The sequence below is a fragment of the Desulfocurvus sp. DL1XJH-121 genome, assembly GCF_054819825.1.
In genome coordinates, this window is record NZ_JBTVWW010000017.1 from 59,980 (window position 1) to 80,534 (window position 20,555).

A 20,555-nucleotide genomic window follows, 5' to 3' on the forward strand; every position below is an offset into this window, starting at 1 on the left:
AGGGGCGGATGAAGGCTGATCTATGCTTTAATCATCTGAAGATGCAGGCTTTTTACCGTTCGTGTCCGGCGCGTATTCGGGCACTGCCCGGCCAAGAATTTGGCGGATGCGCGCGGGGTCGCGGTCCTGGGCGGCCAGCCGCATCTCGTCGATGATCGCCAGCAGCTCTTCGCTCTCGCAGCCCGCGCCCCTAAGGACCATGATCTTGTCGTGCTGCGTGGGCACCACGCCCTCGTCGTCGGTGATCAGCTCCTCGTAGAGCTTCTCGCCGGGGCGCAGGCCGATGAACTTGATCTCCACGTCCTTGCCGGGCTCCTTGCCCGAGAGGCGGACGAGGTCCTTGGCCATCTCCGCGATCTTCACGGGCTGGCCCATCTTGAGCAGGAATATCTCGCCGTCCCCGCCCATGGTGGCGGCCTGGATGATGAGCTGGGAGGCCTCCTCGATGGTCATGAAATAGCGGATCACCTCGGGGTCGGTGACGGTCACGGGGCCGCCGTGTTCGATCTGGCGGCGGAACAGGGGCACCACGGACCCGGCGGAGCCGATGACGTTGCCGAAGCGCACGGCCATGAGCTTGGTGCCCTGGCCGCAGGAGGCCTGCATGATCTTCTCGGTGACGCGCTTGGACGCGCCCATGACGTTGGTGGGGCGCACGGCCTTGTCCGTGCTGACCACCAGGAGTCGCTCCACGCCCAGGCGCACCGAGGCCTGCACCAGGTGCAGGGTGGAGAGCACGTTGTTGGTCACGGCCTGGTCCGGGTTGGCCTCCAGCATGGGCACGTGCTTGTAGGCCGCGGCGTGGAACACCACGTCGGGCCTGTGGGTTTCGAGCACCCAGGTGGTCCAGTCCCCGTCCTTGAGGGATCCCAGCAGCGGCACGTAATTCTTGAAATTCCGTTCGTGCTCCAGCTCCATCTGCAACTGGTAGAGATTGTATTCGCAGGCGTCCAGGATGAGCAGCCTGGCGGGCTTGAAGGCCAGGATCTGGCGGCAGAGCTCCGAGCCGATGGAGCCTCCGGCCCCGGTGATGAGCACGGTCTTGCCCGTGAGCGCCCCGGAGATGCGCTCCGTGTCCAGGGTCACGGTCTCCCGGCCCAGGAGGTCCTTGTAGTCCACGTCGCGCAGGTTCTTGATGGAGATGCGGCCGCTGGCGATCTCCGAGAGGCTGGGCACGCGGCGGTAGGGCAGGCCCGCCTCCTCGCAGCGGCTCACGGCCTCGCGCATGGCCGGGCCCGATTCGCTGGGGATGGCTATGAGGGCCTCGTCGGGCTGCACCTCCCCGGCCTCGATCCAGGCCTTGAGGGAGCGCAGGGGCCCCACGATGGGCACGCCGTGGATCATGCGGCCCTGCTTGTCCGGGTCGTCGTCGAACAGGGCCGTGATCACGAAGGCCGGGGCCGGGTCGCCCATGACCTCGCGCAGGAGCTTTTCCCCGGCCCGGCCCGCGCCCAGCAGCACGCAGCGCTTGGGCGCGGCCGGGCGCACGCGCGGCCGGAACAGGGAGGGGATGTCGGCCACGCCCAGGCCGTAGGACCAGCGGATGCCGATGCGCAGCCCGCCCACGAGCAGGGCGGTGTACAGCCAGTCCAGAAGGAACACCGAGCGCGAGAAGCCCGCGAAGCGGTGGGTCAGGGCCACGTAGCCCACCAGGAGCAGGGACGAGGCGGTCACGGCCTTGAGGATGTTGATGAGGTCCGGAAGGCTGGTGTAGCGCCACATGCCCCGGTAGAGGCGGAAGAAGAAGAAGCAGACCAGCTTGATGAGCACCAGGGCGGGCAGGATCACGCCGATGCGCCCCAGGTATTCGTGGGGAATGACGAACTCGAAGCGCGTCAGATAGGCCAGGACGTGGGCCAGTACGATGAGGCCGGTGTCCATGCCCAACAGGAGATAGAAGTTGAAGCGCTTGAGTGCGTTGGGCATGTGCTAGCCCCGCTTCCCGACGGTTTCGCGGATCACGGCGCAGATGCGGTCCATGTCCGCGGGGGTGAGCTTGGTGTCCGAGGGTAGGCACAGGCCCCGGGCGAAAAGGCCTTCGTCCTTGCCCGGGCCCAGGAAGCGCGCCTCGGCGAACACCGGCTGCATGTGCATGGGCTTCCACAGGGGCCGGGACTCGATGTTCTCGGCCTCCAGGGCCAGGCGCACGGCTTCGCGCAGTTCAAAGCCCCCGGCGGCGTCCGCGCCGAAGAGCACGCAGGTCAGCCAGCGGTTGGCGCGGCCCCCGGGGGCCTCGGGCATGAAGGACACGGCGTCCAGGTCGCCCAGGCGCTTCTCGTATTCCGCGAAGATGGCGCGCTTCTGCTCCACGCGTCGGGGCAGGACCTCCATCTGGCCCCTGCCGATGCCCGCCAGCACGTTGCTCATGCGGTAGTTGTAGCCCACGGTGGAGTGCTGGTAGTGGGGCGCGTCGTCCCGGGCCTGGGTGGACAGGAAGCGGGCCTTGTCCGCCAGCTCCTTGTCCCGGGACACGAACATGCCGCCCCCGCCGCAGGTGATGATCTTGTTGCCGTTGAAGGAGAACACGCCCATGTCCCCGAACAGGCCCGTGTGGCGGCCGTTGTGGGTGGCTCCCAGGGATTCGGCGGCGTCCTCCACCACGGCCAGGCCGTGGCGTTCGGCCAGGCGCATGACCTCGTCCATGTCCACGGGCTGGCCGTAGAGGTGCACGGGGACCAGGGCCTTGGGCATGGGGCCGCCGTTCTTGGCGCGTTTTTCCAGGTATTCGGCCACGAGGCCCAGGTCCAGGTTCCAGGTGCCGGGGTCCGCGTCCACGAACACGGGCGAGGCCCCCAGGAAGAACACGGGGCTGACCGAAGCGATGAAGGTCATGTCCGAGCAGAGCACCTCGTCGCCCGGGCCCACGCCCGCCAGGCGCAGGGCCAGATGCAGGGCCGCGGTGCCCGAGCTGACGGCCACGCAGTGGCCTTCGCCCGTGAATTCCTCCATGGCCTGTTCGAAGGCCGGGATGTGGGGCCCCACGGGCGCAATCCAGTTCTCGTCGAAGGCCTGCTGAACGTAGGCCAGTTCCGCGCCGCTCATGTGGGGCGAGGAGAGAAAAATGCGATCCGGCAAAGCAAGATCTCCGGTTGATGTTCCATGCGTCCCGGCGTGGCCGGGACGTGAAAACTATACGAAATCCATCCCAGGGGCAACGCGCTTCAAACGTCCCCGCCGAAGCGGGTGCGCGTGGCCCTGCCTTGTTCGCTGACGCCCTTGCGGGACAGGACCGCACCCACGGTGCAGGCCAGGATCACGAGGTCCAGCAGGGGGTTCATGTTCTCCACGTACCAGACGTCGAGGTTGAAGACCTCGGGCCAGGACAGGGCGTTGCGGCCGTGGATCTGGGCCCAGCCCGTGATTCCCGGAGGCGCGTCGTGGCGGCGGGCCTGGCGAGCGTCGTACAGGGGCAGGTATTCGGGCAACAGCGGCCTCGGCCCCACCAGGCTCATGTCCCCGGCCAGCACGTTGAACAGCTCGGGCAGTTCGTCCAGGCTCGTGGCGCGCAGGATGCGGCCGAACCGGGGCAGGCGCTCCTCGTCGGGAAGCAGTTCGCCGTCCTCCCCGCTCGCGTCGGTCATGGTCCTGAACTTGCGCAAGGTGAACAGGCGGCCGCCCAGGCCCGGGCGCTCCTGGCGGAAGAGCACTGGGGCTCCCAGATACTTGCGCACCAGGAGGGCCACCACCCCCAGCACGGGCAGCCACAGGGGGGCCGTGCCCAGGACCAGGACCAGGTCCAGGACGCGTTTCCAGAGCGGGAAGCCGGGGCGGGGAAAGGTCATGACGTCTCCTCCAGGATGCGGCGGTGGATGGCCAGGATTTCCAGGGCCAGGGCGCTGGCGTCGAAGCGCTCCCGGGCCAGGGCCAGGGAGGCCCGGCCCATGGAGCGGCGCAGGGATTCGTCCCCGGCCAGGCGGCCCATGGCCAGGGCCAGGGCCCGGGCGTCCCGCGGGGGCGCGGCCAGGCCGTTGCGCTCGCCGTCCAGGACCTCGCGGCACCCGGGGGCGTCGCTGGTCACCACGGGCAGGCCGCAGGCCATGGCCTCCTGCAGGGACACGGGCAGGCCCTCGCGGTAGGAGGGCAGCACGGCCACGTCGCTGGCCGCCCAGACCAGCGGCATGTCGTCGCGCCAGCCCGCGTGGATCACGTTGCCCGAGGCGCGGATGGCCGTCAGGTCGCCGGCGGACAGGGACGTGGGGTTGCCCGGGTCCGCGTCGCCCGCGAGCACGAAGCGCGCCAGGGGGTGCTCCGGGGCCAGGGCGCGGGCGGCCTCCAAAAATTCGAACACGCCCTTGTCGCGGATCAGGCGCGCCGCCAGGGTGAAGACCACGTGCCCGGCGTCCAGCCCGAGTTCCGCGCGCACCCGGGCCGCGTCCTCGGGAGGCACGTTGCCCGGGGCCAGGGCCCGGGTGTCCACGCCCGTGCCGCGCACCAGTTCGGCTGCGCTGCGGCCCAACAGCCCCCTGTCCCGGAAATGGGCCAGGTCGTCGCGGTTCTGGAAGATCATGGCGCGGCAGCGGCTGCCGGTGGCCCGGTACAGGGTCTGGAACAGGCCGCGCTTGAGCAGGGCCTTGGGGCCCGCGCCCAGGAAATTGGAGCCCAGGCCGGTCACGGAGTTGACCAGGGGCGTGTCCGCGCCCAGGGCCAGGCGGGCGAAGATGTTGGGCTGGTGGGTGAAGCTGTGGGCCAGGTGCGGCCGCACGTCCCGGGCGATGGCGCGCAGGGCGCGCACGGGCCCGGCCACGGTGAGCGGATTCAGGCTGCCCCGGGTCAGGGGCCAGTGGTGCACCACGGCGCCCAGGGCCTCGATGTCCGGGGCGTCGGCGTCGCGCGGCACGGCCGCGTGCACCTCGGCCCCCTCGGCGGCCAGGGCCAGGATCAGGGCCCGGCGGAAGCGGCTGAGGTTGAAGCCCAGGTGCGAGACCAGCAGGACGCGCTTGCCGTTCATGCCTCGTGCTCCTCGAGCCAGGCCTGGAACATGAGCAGGCCCCAGAGGTGGTACTGGCCGTTGCTGCGCCCGGCCAAGTGGTCCCGCAGGCGCTTCTGCACGGGCCCGGGGGTCAGGTAGCCCTGGCGCCTGAGCCGGTCCTCGGCCAGCAGGTCCCGGGCCCAGTCCTTCAAGGGGCCGCGCAGCCATGCGTCGATGGGGATGCCGAAGCCCTGCTTGGGCCGGTCCACCAGGGCCTCGGGCACGTGGCGCGCCAGCACCCGGCGCAGCAGGTGCTTGCCCCGGCCGTTCTTGATCTTCATGGCCAGGGGCAGGGACAGGGCGAACTCCGCCACCTTGTGGTCGATGAGCGGCACCCGCGCCTCCAGGGACACGGCCATGGACGCCCGGTCCACCTTGGTCAGCACGTCCCCGGGCAGGTAGGTCTGCATGTCCATGGCCATCATCCAGCGCTCGTAGTCGCCGAAGGCGGGCCAGGAACCGGGGTCGTTGAAGCGCGTGGCGCGTTCCTCGCCGCCGCTGACCAGTTCCCCGGGGCGCACCCAGTAGGAGGCCAGGTTGTGGAAGAATTCCTCGCGCGTGGCCGCGGGCAGGGAGGCGGCCAGCTTCTGGAGCTTGTCGCGGAAGATGAGCTGGCGCTTTTCCCGGGGCAGCAGGCGCGAGGCCGCCGCGTAGGCCATGCTCAGGACGCGCACGGCCCCGTCGCCCAGGGCCCTGGCCAGGGCCCGGCGCAGGCCCAGGGGCAGGCGTCCGGCGCGGTTCCAGATGCGCGGGGCAAGGAGATAGCGGTTGTAGCCGCCGAAGAGTTCGTCCCCGCCGTCCCCGGACAGGGCCACCGTGACCTGCTCCCGGGCCAGCCTGGAGACCAGGTAGGTGGGGATCTGCGAGGCGTCGGCAAAGGGCTCGTCGTAGAAGCGGGGGATCAGCGGGATGACGTCCAGGGCGTCCCGCGGGGTCAGGCGCAGGGTGGTGTGGTCCGTGCCCAGGTGCCGGGCCACGGCCTCGGCGTGGGCGGCCTCGTCGTAGCCCGCCTCGGCGAAGCCGATGGTGAAGGTCTTCACCGGCCCGGAGGAGACCTTTTGCAACAGCGCCGCGACGGTGGAGGAATCGATGCCCCCGGAGAGGAACGCGCCCAGGGGCACGTCGGACACGGTGCGCAGGGCCACGGCCTCGGTGAGCAGGCGTTCCAGCTCGTCCTCGGCCTGGGCCTCGTCGCCCGTGAACGGCGCGGCCAGGGCCCGTTCCACGGCCTGGTTCACGGACCACCACCGCGCGGGTTCGGGCAGGGTCCGGGCCGCGATGTCGCGTTCCGCGACGGTCAGCACCGCGCCGGGCTCCAGCTTGCGCAGGTTCTCGTGGATGGTCCAGGGCTCGGGCACGTACAGGGTGCGCAGATACTGGCGCAGGGCCCCCCGGTCCACGCCGCCCCGCCAGTCCGGATGCCGCTTCAGCGGGGCCAGGGTGGAGCCGAAGAGCAGGGTCGGGCCAGCGAATCCGTAGTACAGGGGCTTGATGCCCAGGCGGTCCCGGGCCAGGGTCAGGGTCCGCCGGTCCCTGTCCCACAGGGCCAGGGCGAACATGCCCCGCAGGCGCTCCAGGGTCGCCTCCAGGCCCAGGGTCCGCGCGCCCTGGAGGATGACCTCGGTGTCCGAATGCCCGCGCCAGCCGTCTTCCGGGGCCAGGCCCCGGGCGTCCAGGTCCGCGCGCAGGTCCATGTAGTCGTAGGCTTCGCCGTTGTAGGCCAGCACGAAGCGGCCGTCCGCCGTGGCCATGGGCTGCGCCCCGGCCGGGGAAAGGTCCAGGATGGACAGGCGCACATGGGCCAGGCCCAGCCCGGCCTCGGAGTCGGCGTAGGTCCCCCTGGCGTCGGGGCCGCGCCAGGGCATGGCCTGGTTCATGGCCCCGAGGATGCCGGGAAAGTCGTCCGCCGGGCGGGCGGGGCCCCAGAATCCGGCTATGCCGCACATGGGGCGCTGGTGGTGTTGGCGTGGTTCATGGCGTGTCCCGCAACGTAAAAAGCCCTCTTGCGCGTGAAAGGGCCGGCAAGAGGGCTGGTGGTCCGATGGTCCCTTCTGGTCCGGGCATGGGTCCGGGCGTCAGTTCAGGATGTAGCGCATGGGGTTCACGGGCACGCCGTTGAGCCGCACCTCGTAGTGCAGGTGCGGGCCGGTGCTGCGCCCGGTGTTGCCCACATAGGCTACGAGCTGGCCGCGCGTGACCTTCTGGCCGTTTTTCACGGCGAAGGAGTGCAGGTGTCCGTAGCGGGTGGTGATGCCCGTGCCGTGGTCCACGGTGAGGGTGACGCCGTATCCGTTTTCGCGGCCCGCGAAGGTCACCTTGCCCTTGGCCGGGGCGTATATGGGCGTCCCCTTGGGCGCCGAGATGTCCAGGCCCTTGTGGAATTCACGCTGCATGGTGAAAGGCGAAGTGCGGTAGCCGAAGGCCGAGGAGACCCAGCCTTGGGTGGGCCAGATGCTCGGGGTGGAGGCCCAGAGTTCCTTGTTGGAATGGATGACCCGCATCAGGTCCTGCTGCTTGATCTCCTCCAGCCGGGTCTCGGTGTTCAGCTGGTTGAGGAAGCTGTGCATCTTGCGGGCCAGGATTTCCTGGCGGTGCAGGGGCAGGTAGTTATCCGTGAAGTCGGCGGGTTCGCCGCCGCCCAGGGAGGCTCCGCCGCGCTGGTCCTGGTCGATGTTGATCATCACGCGCAGCTTGGAGTCGAAGTCGCGCACGCGCAGGATGTCCTTTTGCAGGACCTTGAGCTTGGAGGTCAGGGACAAGAGTTGGGTGCGCTGGTCCTGGACGGTCTTGCGGGACTCGTCCAGGGCGTTCTCCATGGACTTGTACCCGCTGAAATACTTCCAGAAAAAGACGTTGCTCCCGATCGCTCCCAGGCCCAGCAGGAGAAGCAGGGCTAGGAACCAGCCCCGGAACAGGAACTTTCGCGAGCAGCCCTCGTTGCCCCTGAAGACGACGATGTGATATTTCCTTGAAAGCATGATTGTCGAGAAAGACCTGACTTTTCAGAATGTTGCAAGGGTGTTGTTCGGGAAACGCCCTAATTTCCCGAAACCTATTGGTTGTTCAAGGTAATGTCAAGCTGCCAGCGCTGCAGGCCCTTCAATACATTGCGTTTGATGCGTTCGTTTCCCGCGAAGCGTTCGGCCAGCCAGTCCTCGGTCTGGGTGCGCCTGGTGGTTCCCGCGCTGGGGCAGGAGTTCTTCCACACGGGCAGGCCGAAATCCCGGGCCGCCTTGATGACCGTCTTCTTTTCCAGGTACATGAGCGGCCGGATCATGGTCATCTGCCCTCCGAAGAACTCTTCGCGCATGGACATGCCGTAGACCTTGCCCGTCTCGAAGAGGTTCATGAAGAAGGTGGACATGAGATCGTCGGCCGTGTGGGCCATGGCCAGGTGGGTCAGACCGTATTGGTGGCAGAGCTCGAAGAGCCGCTTGCGCCTCAGGCGCGCGCAATAGAAGCAGGGCGATTTGGTGCGGTTCTCGTCGCTGTGGGCGCGGGGGCCGTGGTCCGTGAGCTCCACGTGCCCGGCCACCCCGTTGTCCGCCAGCCAGCGCGTCAGCGGCGCGTGGTCCGCGGAATCGAACCCGGGGTTCAGGTGCAGGACCATGAGCTCGAAGGGGAAGGGCACGATGCGCTGGCGCATGGTCAGGATCTTGAGCATCAGCCAGCTGTCCACCCCGCCGGACGCGGCCACGCCGATGCGCGCGCCGGGATGGATCATGGCGGTCTGCTGCATGAGCTTGCCCACGGCGCCCAGGCACTGTTTCTGCGCGTAGCTGAGTTTGCCCCTCTGGGACATGGAAATCCTCCGTGCCCGAGGGCCTTGCCCCGGGCTGTTCGTGGGCGCATCTGTACTGGAACCCGGGCCCGGGCGCAACGTCCGTGTGCGGGCTTCGCCCGGCGCGCTCGGGGCACGCGAGGCTGTGCCCGGGCGCTGTTTCTTGACAGTTCGGGGAGTTGGAGCATAGCCTCGGGCATCCTTGGGGGTGTGATTTTTTCCCGCCCCCCGTCCAGGAAGCCTGCATCGGCCCCCCGGCCGACCCGCCCCGGAGCGTTTCCCATGACCAGCCTCACTCCGCGCCGCGTAGCAACAGGCCAGGGCCGTCTCGCCCTGGTCGTGGTCCTGGCCATGGGCCTGGGGCTGGTTTCGGGCGTGTTCTTCACGCGCGGCGGGGCCGGCAGGAACGCGGGGCCGGATTGGCCCGCGTTCACCGCTGCGGCCGCGGACCGCATCGTGCTGGAGGGGCCCGACGGGGCCTTCACCCTGGAGCACGCGGCGGGGGGCTGGCGGGTGCGCTCCCCCATGCAGGTGGGCGCGCCCCTGGCCGACGCGGCCAAAGTGGTGGACGTGCTGGAGTTCCTGGCCCTGAACAGGCCCATCCGCCGCCTCGGCGGTGGGGTGGCCCCCGTGGATTTCACGCCCCGGGCCGCGGTGACGCTGGAGGGCTGGGGGCGCATCGAGATCGGCGGGGACGACGGAACGGGCCTGGGCGTGTACGCCCGCGTGACCGGCCGCGGGGATGGCGCGGGCTACGTGGTCCTGAGCCGGGACTACGTGGACGTGCTGTCGCGCGGGCCCTGGGAATACCTGGACCTGCGCCTGCTCACCGCCGACCCCGGCAAGGTCGAACTGGCCCGCCTGGAATCCATGGACGAGGCCTGGGAGGTCAAGCGCCAGGGCGACGGCTTCGCCCTGGTGCGCCCGGAGCGCATGGCCGCCTCGCGCGTGCGAGGGGAAACCATGAGCCTCTGGCTGCACGAGGCCTGTTCCCTGCGCGCCCAGGGCCTGGCCTCGGCGCCGCCGGAGGAGGGCCGCGTCCCGGACCTGGCCCTGGCCATGCGCCTGCGCGGCGGGGGCGAGCAGTGGCTCAAATTCTGGCGTCCCCCGAACGGTGAAGGGCGCTGGCTGGCGCGGTCCTCGCGGCAGGAGGCGTTTTTTTTCCTTGACCGGGGGCCGGTGGAGAAATTAGACAAGAATGCTTTTTCGTTGGTCGACCGCCGCCTGGTGACCCTGGATCTGGGGCGCGTGCGGCGGCTCGTGCTTTCCGGCGGCGGCAGGCAGCTCCTGGCCGAGAGGCGGGACGGGACTTGGCGCGGGCCGGAGGGTATTCCCCTCACGGGTATTGACATGCGGCTGTGGCGTCTTACTGACTTGCAGTACGAATACGGCCCCGTTGGCGAGCTTCCGGCTTCGGCCCAGGAGGCCATGCGCCTGGGGCTGCTCGACGCAGCCGGGCGCGATGTCCTCCGGCTGCTGTTTTTCGTGGACCCGGGGCTGCCCCCGGGGCGCTGCTGGGCCGCCAGGGACGGGGAGACGCTGTACTACCCCGTGGACAATCGGCTGTTCAAGGACCTTCAGGGCCAGCTTCCTCCCGCGCGGGAGGGGGCGTCCGCCCAGTAGATTATCGTCCCGCGCCGCGTGCGCGGGCCAACATTCGTGCATCACGGAGTATCTGAAATGGCCAGAATCACCGTCGAAGACTGCCTCGAGCAGGTCAACAACCGTTTCCTTATCGTCCAGATGGGCATCAAGCGCGTCAAGCAGTACCGCGAGGGCTACGAACCCCTGGTGGTCTGCAAGAACAAGGAGGCCGTGACCTCCCTGCGCGAGATCGCCGCCCGGAAGGTGCTGCCCGCTGACGAGTTGACCGAGGTCGGATTCAGCCAGCCCGAAGAATAGGTCATGGAACGCAGAGATTACTACGAAGTCCTGGGCGTGTCGCGGGACGCGGCCGAGGACGAGCTCAAGAGCGCCTATCGCAAGAAGGCCATGCAGTACCATCCGGACCGCAACCCGGATGACGCCGAGGCCGAGGAGAAGTTCAAGGAGGCCGCCGAGGCCTACGAGGTCCTGCGCGACGCGGACAAGCGCGCCCGCTACGACCGCTTCGGCCACGAGGGCGTGCAGGGCAACGGCTTCCACGGGTTCTCCAACGCGGAGGACGTGTTCAGCTCCTTCTCCGATATCTTCGGGGACCTGTTCGGGTTCGGTTCCGCTTCGCGGGGCCCGCGTCCCACCCAGGGGGCGGACCTGCGCTACAATCTGCGCATCACCTTCGCCCAGGCCGCCAAGGGCGACGAGGTCAGCCTCAAGATTCCGCGCAAGGCCACCTGCCCCGACTGCGGGGGCAGCGGCGCCGAGCCCGGCACCCAGCCCGAGACCTGCCGCCAGTGCGGCGGCAGCGGCCAGGTCATCCAGTCCCAGGGATTCTTCCGCATGGCCACGCCCTGCCCGGTGTGCCGGGGCCGGGGCACGGTCATCGCCCATCCCTGCGCCCGCTGCCGCGGCGAGGGCATCGTGCAGGAGACGCGCGAGCTGTCCGTGCGCATCCCCGCGGGCGTGGACAACGGCTCCCGCCTGCGCCTGCGCGGCGAGGGCGAGCCCGGGACCCTGGGCGGCCCCGCCGGGGACCTGTACGTGGTCCTCTACGTGGACGAGGACAAGACCTTCCGCCGCCAGGGCCAGGACCTGATCCACACCGTGGAGATCGACATGGTGCAGGCGGCCCTGGGCGTGACCGTGGAGGTGCCCACCCTGGACGATCCCGCGCCTCTGTCCGTGCCCAAGGGCACCCAGAGCGGCGAGGTCTTCCGGCTGCGCGGCATGGGCATGCCCCTGGTCAACGGCCGGGGCGCCGGGGATCTGCTCATCGAGGTCCTGGTGCGCATACCCACCTCCCTGTCCAAGAAGCAGGAGGAGTTGCTCAAGGAGTTTGCCTCCCTGGAGGAGGGCAAGCTCAAGAACAAGGCCAAGTCTTTCTTCAAGAAGGCCCGTGACAAGGCCATGGGGGACTAGCGCGTATGGGCAAGCTGACGCACGTGGACGAGGCGGGCGACGCCCGCATGGTGGACGTGGGGGACAAGACCCCCACCAAACGGGTTGCCGTGGCCGAGACCGTGGTGCGCCTGGCCCCGGAGACCTATTCCCTGCTCGTGGGCGGGGCGCTGCCCAAGGGCGACGCCCTGGGCACGGCCAAGGTGGCCGGCGTCCTGGCGGCCAAGAGCACCCACCAGCTGATCCCCATGTGCCATCCCCTGCCCCTGTCCTACGTGGACGTGCGCTTCTTTCCGGATGAGGCCTCGAATTCCATCCGCGTGGAGGCCGAGGCCCGCACCACCGGGGTCACGGGCGTGGAGATGGAGGCGCTGACCGCCGCGCAGGTGGCGGCCCTGACCATCTACGACATGTGCAAGGCCGTGCAGAAGGACATCGTCATCGACGGCTGCCGCCTGTTGTCCAAGACCGGGGGCAAGAGCGGGGAGTACCGCGCGAAATAGGCCGGATTCTTTCCACGCCGCAAGGCCCCGTCCCGCACGAAGCGGGGCGGGGTCTTGCGTTTTTTTTGGGATTCAATTCTCCAGGGCGGGGGCGTAGCCCTCGGGCAGGTGGGCCGTGCCCAGCACGCAGTCCAGGCCCTCGTTGCGCACGGCCGCCACGAGCTCGTCCACGCGCTGGCAGAACCCGCCGCCCATGGTCCAGGCCCCGTCCTGCTTGGAGGCGAAGACGCAGGTGGGCAGGTGCACGGCCTCGGCACCCTTGGCCTTGAGGACGGCGGCCAGCAGGGCCACGTCCGTGTCCTCTCCCCGGCAGGTGAACACGCCGCGCACGCGGCAGGGCTCTCCGTGCACGGCGAAGCCCTGGGTCCCGGCTTCGGCGCACTTCAGACAGGAGGTCAGGGGGCAGCGCTGTTCGTTCTTTTCGCACCGGATGATGGCGATGTCTTTCATGCTCTCGTCTCCCTGCTCTGGCAGGCCACCCCGCGTATCGCGGGGCGGCCTGAAAATCAGTTGCCTGTCGTGCGGCTAGCTGCGGCCTCGGCCCATGCCACGGCCTCCGCCGCCCATGCCGCGACCGCCGCCGCCACGTCCACGGCCCATGCCCATGCCGGGCCCCATGCCCATGCCTCGGCCCATGTTCTGCCCCATGCCCGCGCCGTAGGGGGCCTGCTGGGGCTGGGAGTCCTGGGGCGCGTTCTGGGCCTGGGCCACGGCGTCGCGCACCGTGGCGGCGTTGACCGTGATGATGCGCACCCCGGCCTGGTTCAGGGCCGCCTGGGCGTTGAGACCCACGCGGCCCGTGACCACGGCGTCCACGCCAGCGTTGACCACGGCCTGGGCGGACTGGATGCCCGCGCCCTGGCCCAGGGTGGAGTTGCCGCCGTTGTCCAGGACCGTGAGGTCGCCGGTGTCGGTGTCGTAGAGCACATAGGCCGCCGCGCGTCCGAAGCGTGGATCCATGGGGCTGTCCAGGTCCGGGCCCGTGCTGCTGATGGCGAGTTTCATGTCTGTCTCCTTGGTTTGTTAGTCTTGGTTTCGACCAGGGAGAAGCAAATGCCGTGCTCGACTGAAAAAGTTATTTATTTCGGTGTATTGATCGCTTCACAAAGCGGGGCGATGGCGACCTTTGCGCCTATTTTTGATGCTGTCGGGCGCAAAATGCGCCCGCATGGTCCGGGACACGCGCCTGGGGCGCGGACGCAAAAAAGGCCCCCGGCGCGAGCCGGGGGCCTGGATGGATTCGGGCGGACCGGGGAGGACTACCAGATCTCGCGGACCTTCACGCCCCGGGCCTTCATCACGTTCTTGCAGTCGCGGATGGAGTATTCGCCGTAGTGCACGATGGAGGCGATGAGCGCCGCGCTGGCCCCGCCCTCCAGGCAGGCGTCGGCCATGTGGTCGGGCGTGCCCGCGCCGCCCGAGGCGATGACCGGGATGCTCACGGCGTCGCAGATCATGCGCGTGAGCTTCAGCTCGTAGCCGTCCTTGGTGCCGTCGGCGTCGATGGAGTTGATGCACAGCTCGCCCGCGCCCAGGGCCTCCACGGTCTTGGCCCATTGCAGGGCGTCCAGGCCCATGCGCTGGCGGCCGCCGTGGATCACGATCTCGTATCCCGAGGGGCAGGCCTCGGACTTGTCCACCGCCAGCACGTCCATGCCCACCACCACGGCCTGGGACCCGAAGGCCGCCGCGCCCTGGCTGATGAGGTCCGGGTTCTTCACGGCCGGGGAGTTGATGGAGACCTTTTCCGCGCCCGCCAGGAGCACGGCGCGCATCTCCTCCACCGTGTTCACGCCGCCGCCCACGGAAAAGGGAATGAAGATTTGCTTGGCCACCTCCTCCACCACGTTCAGCATGATGCCCCGGTGCTCGTGGGAGGCGGTGATGTCGTAGAACACCAGTTCGTCCGCGCCTTCCTCGTAGTACACGCGGGCGGTCTGAACGGGGTCGCCGATGTCCACGTTGCCCTTGAACTTGATGCCCTTGGTCAGGCGGCCGTCGCGCACGTCCAGGCAGGGGATGACCCGTTTACTGAGCATCGGCGGCCTCCTTGCAGTAGTCGGCGAAGTTTTTCAGCAGGGCCAGGCCCGGCCGTCCGCTCTTCTCGGGGTGGAACTGCACGGCCCAGAGGCCCTCGCGTCCGTGGTAGGAGCAGAACTCCATGCCGTAGGTGGTGGCGCCCAGCACGTATTCCCCGGCCGGGGCCGGGTAGTAGCTGTGCACGAAATAGAACTCCGAGCCCGGGGCGATGCCCTGGAACAGGCGGTCCGCCGGGTCCTTGAGCTCCACGCTGTTCCAGCCCATGTGCGGCACGCGGATGGGGCGGCCGTCCTCGTCGGTGAGGCCGGGGTTGAACAGGCGGCATTCGCCGGGCACGATGCCCAGGGTGGTGGTGTCGTTTTCCGAGCTGTAGTCCAGCATGATCTGGCAGCCCACGCAGATGCCCAGCAGCGGCTTGCCCGCGGCCACCTGGTCCGCCAGGACCTTGTCCAGGCCGTTGGCCGTGAGGTTGCCCATGGCCTGGCCCGCCGCGCCCACGCCCGGGAACACGATGCCGGCGGCAGCGGCGATGCGCGCCGGATCGGCCGTGATTTCGCAGGGCACGGACAGGCTCGTCAGGGCTCGCAGCACGCTGGTCTGGTTGCCCGCCTTGTAGTCGAGAATAGCTAACATGGTTTCCTCCGGAGACTTGGCGAAATAGTAAATATCCGACCCATGCACAAGAGGTCGGAGGCATGTTTTTGCGATATTGACAAGAATGTTTGCCTTGGCCCGGGGCGCGGCCCGCGCGCGGCGCGTTGCCCTCCTTGGCGCGGCGGTGTATGAGGGGGCGTCCGCGCGCCTCTGGTCCTGCGCGGGGCGGTACAACGCAACCAACGGGAGAGTCTATGCATATCGTGACCGGCGGGGCCGGGTTCATCGGCAGCGCCTTTGTCTGGAAGCTCAACGAGATGGGCGTGGACGACGTGGTGGTGGTGGACAACCTGGCCAGCACCGAGAAGTGGAAGAACCTCGTGAACCGCCGCTACGTGGACTATTTCCACCGCGACGATTTCCTGGACATGATCCTGCACGACGAGCTGCCCTTCGAGGTGCACAGCGTCACCCACATGGGCGCCTGCTCCTCCACCACGGAGCTGGACGCCGACTTCCTGATGGAGAACAACTACCGCTATTCCGTGGCCCTGGCCACCTGGTGCCTGGAGCACGGGGCGCGCTTCATCAACGCCTCCAGCGCGGCCACCTACGGCGACGGGGCGAGAGGCTTCGCGGACGACGAGGACGCGGTGGGCGCGCTGCGGCCCCTGAACATGTACGGCTATTCCAAGCAGCTGTTCGACCTCTGGGCCCTGCGCGCCGGGTGCATGGGGCGGCTGGCCAGCCTGAAGTTCTTCAACGTCTTCGGGCCCAACGAATACCACAAGGGCGACATGATGAGCGTGATCTGCAAGGCCTACTCGCAGATCGGGGAGACCGGCTCCATGCGCCTGTTCAAGTCCTACCATCCGGACTATCCCGACGGCGGCCAGAAGCGCGACTTCGTGTACGTCAAGGACTGCGTGGACGTGATGTGGTGGCTGCTGGACAATCCGGACGTGGGCGGCCTGTTCAACGTGGGCACGGGCTCCGCGCGAACCTGGAACGACCTGGCGCGCTCGGTGTTCGCGGCCATGAACGTGCCCGAGGACATCCACTACATCGAGATGCCCGAGGCCCTGCGCGGCAAATACCAGTATTTCACCGAGGCGACGATGGACAAGCTCGCGGCCGCCGGCTGCCCGGTGGAGTTCATGAGCCTGGAGGACGCGGCCAGGGATTACGTGCAGAATTATCTGTCGCAGCCCTACCCATACTTATAAGGGCTTGGGATAAAGAAAATGGAGAGGCCGCGTCCCTTATGGGACGCGGCCTTTTTAGCTGATCAGCCTTCCTGGGGCGGCAGGTCCTCGGGCAGGCCCGCGATGATGTCGTCCAGGTCCCAGTCCGCGCCGTCCGGGGAGATGAGGGCGGGTTCGATCATGCGTTTGCCCTTGCTGGCTTCCGGGCCGGGGACGAGGTTCGCGCCGCCGTAGGACAGGCCCGTGACGAGCCGGTCCTCCAGGCCGAAGCCCGCGAAGGTCTCCACGGCCACGGACAGGCGCGCGGGGTTGAAGTCCCCGGAAAAGCCCTCCAGGGTCCACACGGCCTCGCCCTTGTCCATGCTGCCCATGAGCACCAGCACCTCGTGGTCCGCCACCTCGGGCAGCAAGGCCGCCGGGCGCACCGGGGTCTCGGCCGTGGCCAGCTTCAGGGGCGCGAGTTCCTGGACCTCCTCCCCGTCCGCCAGGACGCGCACGGTCAGGCTTTCGTCCAGTACGTAGGCCGTGCGGTGGTGGAAGCGGTCCTCCTCCCACCAGCCCTTCCAGTCGTAGCCCGTGGCCTGGGCGAATTTCCGGCACAGGCCCTCGTCGAAATAGAGAACGCCCTTGAAGCAGTTGTGCGCGAAATAGGGGGTGTTGTTCTTGCCGTAGCAGTGGCGCACCACCTTGGCCAGAAAGGCGCGGGGCAACGCCGAAACCACCACCTCGTCCTTGTACCCGGAAAGCTGCACGCTGAGTCGCACGGGACGCTCCTTGTCCGGCCCGCGCAAGGCGGGCGGTTGCAGGGTCCTTGCCGGACCGCCCGCGAGCGGACGTCCGAATTACTGGGGCTTGATAGGGATATAGCCCCAGGCGCGCGCTTTGTGCAAGGGAAACCGGATGCTTGAGGCCAACAAACCGTTCAAAAATAGTGAGATGCAAGGCGCAAGGAGAATGCAAGCCCGACGCGTATTCCAATACGCGAGGGTTTGCATTCTCCGCAGCAACGCCGCAGCTCGCTGTTTTTCAACGGTTTGTTAGATTTTGCGCTTGAAGAGGCGTTCCAGATCCGAGCGCGACCAGGACACGCGCACGGGCCTGCCGTGGGGGCAGTAGTCCTTGCCCGGGGTGGCGCGCCAGGAGGAGAGCAGGGCCAGGGCCTCGTCCCGGGCCAGGACCTGCCCGGCCTTGATGGCCGCCTTGCAGGACATCAGCGCCCAGAGGTCCTGCACGCTCTTGGCCTGGCCGCTGACAGCGGCGCGCAGGTAGTCCCGGGCCCTGGCCGCCGTGAGCAGCGGCGGGATGGCGTGCACGGCCATGGCCCCGGGCTGGGGGGTGCGCACCTCGAAGCCCAGGGCGCGCAGGGCGTCGCCCAGCTCCAGCAGGCGTTCGGCCTCGCTGGGGTGCAGGGGCATCTCCATGGGCACGGCCAGGGGCTGGCTGTCCCCGCGTTGCCCGGCGCGCTCGAAGGAATGGAACAGGACCCGCTCGTGGGCCGCGTGCTGGTCGATGAGGGACAGGGTGCCGTCCTCCCCGCGCAGGATGAGGTAGGTGTGCCCGAGCTGGCCCAGATAGGTCTCGGGGCCGTCCGCGCCGTTCGCCTCGGGGATGTCCGCCGCCGTGACGGGAGCCTGGCCGGGGGCCGGGCTGCGCACTTCGCCCGCGCCCGGGCCGAGGCCGCCGCGCGGACCGGGGGCCATGCCCAGGGGCAGGTCGCGCTCGGTGACGCGCCTGTATTCCGCGTAGGTGTCGAACCCGGGCCGCGTCAGGTACTTGGACGGCATGCTCGCGCCCCCCGCGGCCCCCAGGGGGTTGCGCGGAGGCATCCCCGTTGGGGACGACGCCGGGCGGGGCGCGGCCGCCGGGCCCCGGTCCAGGGCCGAGAGCAGGCCCCGGCGCACGGCCGAGAACACCAGGCGTTCGCCCCTGAAGCGCACCTCGCTCTTGGCCGGGTGCACGTTGACGTCCACCATCTCCGGAGGCAGCTCCACGAAGACCACGGCCTGGGGATATTCCCGGGACAGCAGGCGGCCCGCGTAGGCCTCGCGCACCGCGGCCAGGAGCATCTTGTCCTGCACCGGGCGGCGGTTCACGAAAAGCAGGATGCGGTCGGCGCGGCCCTGGGCGGCCTGCGGGTCCCCGGCCACGCCGTGCACGCGGATGTCCTCGCTTTGCAGGTCGAAGGGTCTGAGGCCCTGGGCCACGGCCGGGGGCCAGGCCCGGCCCAGGCGCGCGGCCAGGTCCTCCCCGGCCTCGAAATCGTAGACCGTGCGCCCTCCGGACTCCAGGGCCAGGGAGGCGTCCAGGCGGGTCAGGGCCAGGCGGAAGAAGGCCTCCTGGCAGCGCCGGGACTCCGTGGCCTGGGCCTTGAGGAACTTGAGGCGCGCCGGGACGTTGAGGAACAGGTCGCGCACGCTGATGCGCGTGCCCCGGGGCAGGGCGGCCGGGCCGCGCGAGACGATGCGCCCGTGCTCCACCTCCAGGGAATTGGCCACGTCCGCCCCCTGGGGCGCGGAAACCATGGTCAGGCGCGACACCGAGGCTATGGAGGGCAGGGCCTCGCCCCGGAACCCGAAGCTCTGGATGGTGGACAGCTCGTGGATGTCCGTGACCTTGCTGGTGGCGTGGCGCGTGAGCGCCAGCTCCATCTCCTCGGGCTCCATGCCCCATCCGTCGTCCTGGACCTCCACCAGGGCCTGCCCGCCCTGTTCGATGCGCGCGGTGACGGACGCGGCCCCGGCGTCGAGGCTGTTCTCCACCAGTTCCTTGAGCACCGAGGACGGACGCTCCACCACCTCGCCTGCGGCGATCTGGTTCTGGAGCTCCGGGGGCATGACGCGGATGGGCCGCTTGGCGGGCCGGGAAGTGTTGTCTGGCATGGAGCGAGTGTAGACCAAAGCCTGGACAGGGGAAAGTAGGAGGACTCCTAGTGGGATAATATGATTGATGGAAATGTTGTTTATGTAAAATATCAGGTTGGCAAGATTGAAGAATAGAATTAGGGATATAACAAATAGCAAAATTTTATGTTTGACAATAGAAGAAGTTTGGAGGGTATGAAAGTGCAAGGTCGGCTTGTGATCGATGAATTTTCAGATGGAATTCCGAGCGAAATGCGTCTCCATTACGATGGGGAAGCATTGGCACGGCATACGTTTGACGCTGAGTTATATGCCACTTCTTTAATAGGCTTTAGTTCTTCTTTTAGAAAGGCACATAAGATCGTTTGTGGTGTCGGTCCTAAGATACAAATCCGAGGTGAGAGAGAAGGTGGACTTAGTTCGTTAATCCAGCTTCTAATTGACAATCAAGAGGCTGCTCAGGCTATAAATATATATGCTGAGTTGTTGCAAAATGTCGTCTGGACGGCTGCTGGTGTGTCAGTAATGGTCCCAAGATTATATTTAAAAATTCTTGATTTGATTAAGCGGGCTGGTGGAAAAAGGGAAGAGATTCTTAAAAAAATATCAGACATGGAAATTGGACAAAATATAAAAAGTGCACTTATTCAATTAATAAATGATCGTAAGTTTAGAAAAGGATTAGATGATTTAACGCTATTTTTATGTTCTGAAGGTATGGATTATGTTGATATTGAAATGGTTGGTGGAGAAAAATATAGAATAAGAAAGGAAGATCGCCCTGCTTTTGTTGAGCAACCTGAAGATGAAACAAATGTGGAAATTGATGATAAGATAGTTTCTGTAATTTATCCTTCTGCTTTAAGAACGAAGTGGAGGTTTCTTATCGATGGAAAGGAATATTGGGCAGAAATTACAGACATTAATTTTTTAAGAGAAATGAATGACAAATCTTTAGAATATTTTGAAGGGATAGAGTTTTCTGCTACCGTTGAAACTAAAACCATTAAAAAAGTTGCTCCTGGAGGTGTTAGTATACAAAGAAAAATTTATAATTTTTCTTTGTATACTAAGCCAGAACAAGGTCGACTTTTATAAAAGTACAGATTGTTTATATAAAAATAGTATTTGCCTGTACAGAGATAGTATTCACCTGACACTGCCGCCCCTGGCGGGGTGATTTCTAGGCGGCCGCCTCGGCCGCCTTTTCCTTGTGCTTCTCCGGCTTGGGCAGGCCGTCCAGGAAGGCCTGGTTCGGGGTCCTGCCGTTCATGTTTCGGCCCTGGTGCGTGCGCTCGTGGTTGTAGCCGCGCAGGTACTCGTCCAGGTCGGCCTGCATCTCCTCCACCGACTCGTACCACTTCTGGCGGCCCTTGATGCGGAAATGCTCGTCCAGGAGCGTCCTGTGCAGGCGTTCCACAAAGCCGTTGCTCTGGGGCCTGCGCACCTTGGTGGTGCGGTGCGCGATGCCCTCCAGTTGCAGGAAGAGTTCGTACGGATGCCTGTCCGGCCTGCCGCAGAACTCCCACCCGTTGTCCGAGAGCACCGTCTCGATCCCGGCGCCGTGGGCCTCGAAGTGCGGCAGCACGTCCTCGTTGAGCACGT

The 20,555-nt window shown here is 67.0% G+C and carries 20 protein-coding genes; 6 read left to right on the forward strand and 14 right to left on the reverse strand.

Features of this window, described 5'->3' with window-relative positions; translation table 11 throughout:
* Nucleotides 1–27 precede the first annotated feature (27 nt).
* The 7 genes from ACYYG1_RS12335 to ACYYG1_RS12365 all read right to left on the reverse strand — a co-directional run bounded on the left by ACYYG1_RS12335 (nucleotide 28) and on the right by ACYYG1_RS12365 (nucleotide 8,771).
* Entirely contained in the window at nucleotides 28–1,926 is a 1,899-nt protein-coding gene (locus ACYYG1_RS12335) for a polysaccharide biosynthesis protein (protein WP_461210621.1), read from the reverse strand.
* Nucleotides 1,927–1,929: 3 nt separating this feature from the next.
* Nucleotides 1,930–3,075: a DegT/DnrJ/EryC1/StrS family aminotransferase gene (locus tag ACYYG1_RS12340; RefSeq protein ID WP_461210622.1), complete on the reverse strand. Its 1,146-nt coding sequence runs from the start codon at nucleotides 3,073–3,075 to the stop codon at nucleotides 1,930–1,932.
* A gap of 86 nt (nucleotides 3,076–3,161) precedes the next feature.
* On the reverse strand, nucleotides 3,162–3,782 hold the full coding sequence (locus ACYYG1_RS12345) for a sugar transferase (protein ID WP_461210623.1): 621 nt from the start codon (nucleotides 3,780–3,782) through the stop codon (nucleotides 3,162–3,164).
* Nucleotides 3,779–4,948, reverse strand: a complete 1,170-nt coding sequence (locus ACYYG1_RS12350) for a glycosyltransferase family 4 protein (protein ID WP_461210624.1) — start codon at nucleotides 4,946–4,948, stop codon at nucleotides 3,779–3,781. Before ACYYG1_RS12350 ends, ACYYG1_RS12345 begins: the two co-directional genes overlap by 4 nt.
* Entirely contained in the window at nucleotides 4,945–6,915 is a 1,971-nt protein-coding gene (gene asnB / locus ACYYG1_RS12355; RefSeq protein ID WP_461210625.1) for an asparagine synthase (glutamine-hydrolyzing), read from the reverse strand. The genes ACYYG1_RS12350 and asnB overlap by 4 nt, the downstream gene beginning before the upstream one ends.
* A gap of 129 nt (nucleotides 6,916–7,044) precedes the next feature.
* Nucleotides 7,045–7,947 (reverse strand): peptidoglycan DD-metalloendopeptidase family protein, encoded by a 903-nt coding sequence (locus ACYYG1_RS12360; protein ID WP_461210626.1) that lies wholly within the window; start codon nucleotides 7,945–7,947, stop codon nucleotides 7,045–7,047.
* 74 nt (nucleotides 7,948–8,021) lie between these two features.
* On the reverse strand, nucleotides 8,022–8,771 hold the full coding sequence (locus tag ACYYG1_RS12365) for a tRNA lysidine(34) synthetase (protein WP_461210627.1): 750 nt from the start codon (nucleotides 8,769–8,771) through the stop codon (nucleotides 8,022–8,024).
* A gap of 261 nt (nucleotides 8,772–9,032) precedes the next feature.
* On the opposite strand from ACYYG1_RS12365, the gene ACYYG1_RS12370 reads away from it, so the two are divergent.
* The 4 genes from ACYYG1_RS12370 to moaC are packed head-to-tail and all read left to right on the forward strand — an operon-like array spanning nucleotide 9,033 to nucleotide 12,250.
* Nucleotides 9,033–10,373: a hypothetical protein gene (locus ACYYG1_RS12370; RefSeq protein ID WP_461210628.1), complete on the forward strand. Its 1,341-nt coding sequence runs from the start codon at nucleotides 9,033–9,035 to the stop codon at nucleotides 10,371–10,373.
* 57 nt (nucleotides 10,374–10,430) lie between these two features.
* On the forward strand, nucleotides 10,431–10,652 hold the full coding sequence (gene rpoZ / locus ACYYG1_RS12375) for a DNA-directed RNA polymerase subunit omega (protein WP_461210629.1): 222 nt from the start codon (nucleotides 10,431–10,433) through the stop codon (nucleotides 10,650–10,652).
* A gap of 3 nt (nucleotides 10,653–10,655) precedes the next feature.
* Nucleotides 10,656–11,768: a molecular chaperone DnaJ gene (gene dnaJ / locus ACYYG1_RS12380; protein ID WP_461210630.1), complete on the forward strand. Its 1,113-nt coding sequence runs from the start codon at nucleotides 10,656–10,658 to the stop codon at nucleotides 11,766–11,768.
* A 5-nt stretch (nucleotides 11,769–11,773) separates the two neighbouring features.
* Nucleotides 11,774–12,250 carry a cyclic pyranopterin monophosphate synthase MoaC gene (gene moaC / locus ACYYG1_RS12385; RefSeq protein ID WP_461210631.1) on the forward strand — a complete coding sequence of 159 codons (477 nt, stop codon included), beginning with the start codon at nucleotides 11,774–11,776 and terminating at the stop codon, nucleotides 12,248–12,250.
* A gap of 72 nt (nucleotides 12,251–12,322) precedes the next feature.
* Here the strand turns inward: moaC and ACYYG1_RS12390 are convergent, their stop codons facing one another.
* From ACYYG1_RS12390 to hisH, 4 genes are all read right to left on the reverse strand, one after another.
* The gene (locus ACYYG1_RS12390) at nucleotides 12,323–12,700 is read right to left on the reverse strand and encodes a CGGC domain-containing protein (RefSeq protein ID WP_461210632.1); all 378 of its coding nucleotides are present in this window, start codon (nucleotides 12,698–12,700) and stop codon (nucleotides 12,323–12,325) included.
* A gap of 75 nt (nucleotides 12,701–12,775) precedes the next feature.
* Nucleotides 12,776–13,255: a NifB/NifX family molybdenum-iron cluster-binding protein gene (locus tag ACYYG1_RS12395; protein ID WP_461210633.1), complete on the reverse strand. Its 480-nt coding sequence runs from the start codon at nucleotides 13,253–13,255 to the stop codon at nucleotides 12,776–12,778.
* Between the two features lie 254 nt (nucleotides 13,256–13,509).
* The gene (hisF, locus tag ACYYG1_RS12400; RefSeq protein ID WP_461210634.1) at nucleotides 13,510–14,289 is read right to left on the reverse strand and encodes an imidazole glycerol phosphate synthase subunit HisF; all 780 of its coding nucleotides are present in this window, start codon (nucleotides 14,287–14,289) and stop codon (nucleotides 13,510–13,512) included.
* A complete protein-coding gene (gene hisH / locus ACYYG1_RS12405) occupies nucleotides 14,279–14,923 on the reverse strand; it encodes an imidazole glycerol phosphate synthase subunit HisH (RefSeq protein ID WP_461210635.1) in 645 nt (214 codons plus the stop codon). The genes hisF and hisH overlap by 11 nt, the downstream gene beginning before the upstream one ends.
* Before the next feature lie 215 nt (nucleotides 14,924–15,138).
* Between hisH and rfaD the strand changes: the two genes are divergently transcribed.
* Nucleotides 15,139–16,110 carry an ADP-glyceromanno-heptose 6-epimerase gene (gene rfaD, locus ACYYG1_RS12410; protein ID WP_461210636.1) on the forward strand — a complete coding sequence of 324 codons (972 nt, stop codon included), beginning with the start codon at nucleotides 15,139–15,141 and terminating at the stop codon, nucleotides 16,108–16,110.
* Between the two features lie 62 nt (nucleotides 16,111–16,172).
* Here rfaD and ACYYG1_RS12415 read toward each other — a convergent pair whose 3' ends face one another.
* Nucleotides 16,173–16,853, reverse strand: a complete 681-nt coding sequence (locus ACYYG1_RS12415; protein ID WP_461210637.1) for a hypothetical protein — start codon at nucleotides 16,851–16,853, stop codon at nucleotides 16,173–16,175.
* A 273-nt stretch (nucleotides 16,854–17,126) separates the two neighbouring features.
* Nucleotides 17,127–18,968 (reverse strand): DNA mismatch repair endonuclease MutL, encoded by a 1,842-nt coding sequence (gene mutL, locus ACYYG1_RS12420; RefSeq protein WP_461210638.1) that lies wholly within the window; start codon nucleotides 18,966–18,968, stop codon nucleotides 17,127–17,129.
* 147 nt (nucleotides 18,969–19,115) lie between these two features.
* Between mutL and ACYYG1_RS12425 the strand changes: the two genes are divergently transcribed.
* Nucleotides 19,116–20,048 (forward strand): LAPAL motif-containing putative phage structural protein, encoded by a 933-nt coding sequence (locus tag ACYYG1_RS12425; RefSeq protein ID WP_461210639.1) that lies wholly within the window; start codon nucleotides 19,116–19,118, stop codon nucleotides 20,046–20,048.
* An 85-nt stretch (nucleotides 20,049–20,133) separates the two neighbouring features.
* Here the strand turns inward: ACYYG1_RS12425 and ACYYG1_RS12430 are convergent.
* Nucleotides 20,134–20,555, reverse strand: a 422-nt coding sequence (locus ACYYG1_RS12430; RefSeq protein ID WP_461210640.1) for an integrase core domain-containing protein, incomplete at its 5' end; no start/stop codon positions are given.

What these genes read in the sequence shown, in the direction of transcription:
- ACYYG1_RS12335 (WP_461210621.1), bottom strand. Translation starts at nt 1,926, where the DNA reads ATGCCCAACGCACTCAAGCGCTTCAACTTCTATCTCCTGTTGGGCATG.
- ACYYG1_RS12345 (WP_461210623.1), bottom strand. Translation starts at nt 3,782, where the DNA reads ATGACCTTTCCCCGCCCCGGCTTCCCGCTCTGGAAACGCGTCCTGGAC.
- ACYYG1_RS12350 (WP_461210624.1), bottom strand. Translation starts at nt 4,948, where the DNA reads ATGAACGGCAAGCGCGTCCTGCTGGTCTCGCACCTGGGCTTCAACCTC.
- asnB (WP_461210625.1), bottom strand. Translation starts at nt 6,915, where the DNA reads ATGTGCGGCATAGCCGGATTCTGGGGCCCCGCCCGCCCGGCGGACGAC.
- ACYYG1_RS12360 (WP_461210626.1), bottom strand. Translation starts at nt 7,947, where the DNA reads ATGCTTTCAAGGAAATATCACATCGTCGTCTTCAGGGGCAACGAGGGC.
- ACYYG1_RS12365 (WP_461210627.1), bottom strand. Translation starts at nt 8,771, where the DNA reads ATGTCCCAGAGGGGCAAACTCAGCTACGCGCAGAAACAGTGCCTGGGC.
- ACYYG1_RS12370 (WP_461210628.1), top strand. Translation starts at nt 9,033, where the DNA reads ATGACCAGCCTCACTCCGCGCCGCGTAGCAACAGGCCAGGGCCGTCTC.
- rpoZ (WP_461210629.1), top strand. Translation starts at nt 10,431, where the DNA reads ATGGCCAGAATCACCGTCGAAGACTGCCTCGAGCAGGTCAACAACCGT.
- dnaJ (WP_461210630.1), top strand. Translation starts at nt 10,656, where the DNA reads ATGGAACGCAGAGATTACTACGAAGTCCTGGGCGTGTCGCGGGACGCG.
- moaC (WP_461210631.1), top strand. Translation starts at nt 11,774, where the DNA reads ATGGGCAAGCTGACGCACGTGGACGAGGCGGGCGACGCCCGCATGGTG.
- ACYYG1_RS12390 (WP_461210632.1), bottom strand. Translation starts at nt 12,700, where the DNA reads ATGAAAGACATCGCCATCATCCGGTGCGAAAAGAACGAACAGCGCTGC.
- ACYYG1_RS12395 (WP_461210633.1), bottom strand. Translation starts at nt 13,255, where the DNA reads ATGAAACTCGCCATCAGCAGCACGGGCCCGGACCTGGACAGCCCCATG.
- hisF (WP_461210634.1), bottom strand. Translation starts at nt 14,289, where the DNA reads ATGCTCAGTAAACGGGTCATCCCCTGCCTGGACGTGCGCGACGGCCGC.
- hisH (WP_461210635.1), bottom strand. Translation starts at nt 14,923, where the DNA reads ATGTTAGCTATTCTCGACTACAAGGCGGGCAACCAGACCAGCGTGCTG.
- rfaD (WP_461210636.1), top strand. Translation starts at nt 15,139, where the DNA reads ATGCATATCGTGACCGGCGGGGCCGGGTTCATCGGCAGCGCCTTTGTC.
- mutL (WP_461210638.1), bottom strand. Translation starts at nt 18,968, where the DNA reads ATGCCAGACAACACTTCCCGGCCCGCCAAGCGGCCCATCCGCGTCATG.
- ACYYG1_RS12425 (WP_461210639.1), top strand. Translation starts at nt 19,116, where the DNA reads ATGTTTGACAATAGAAGAAGTTTGGAGGGTATGAAAGTGCAAGGTCGG.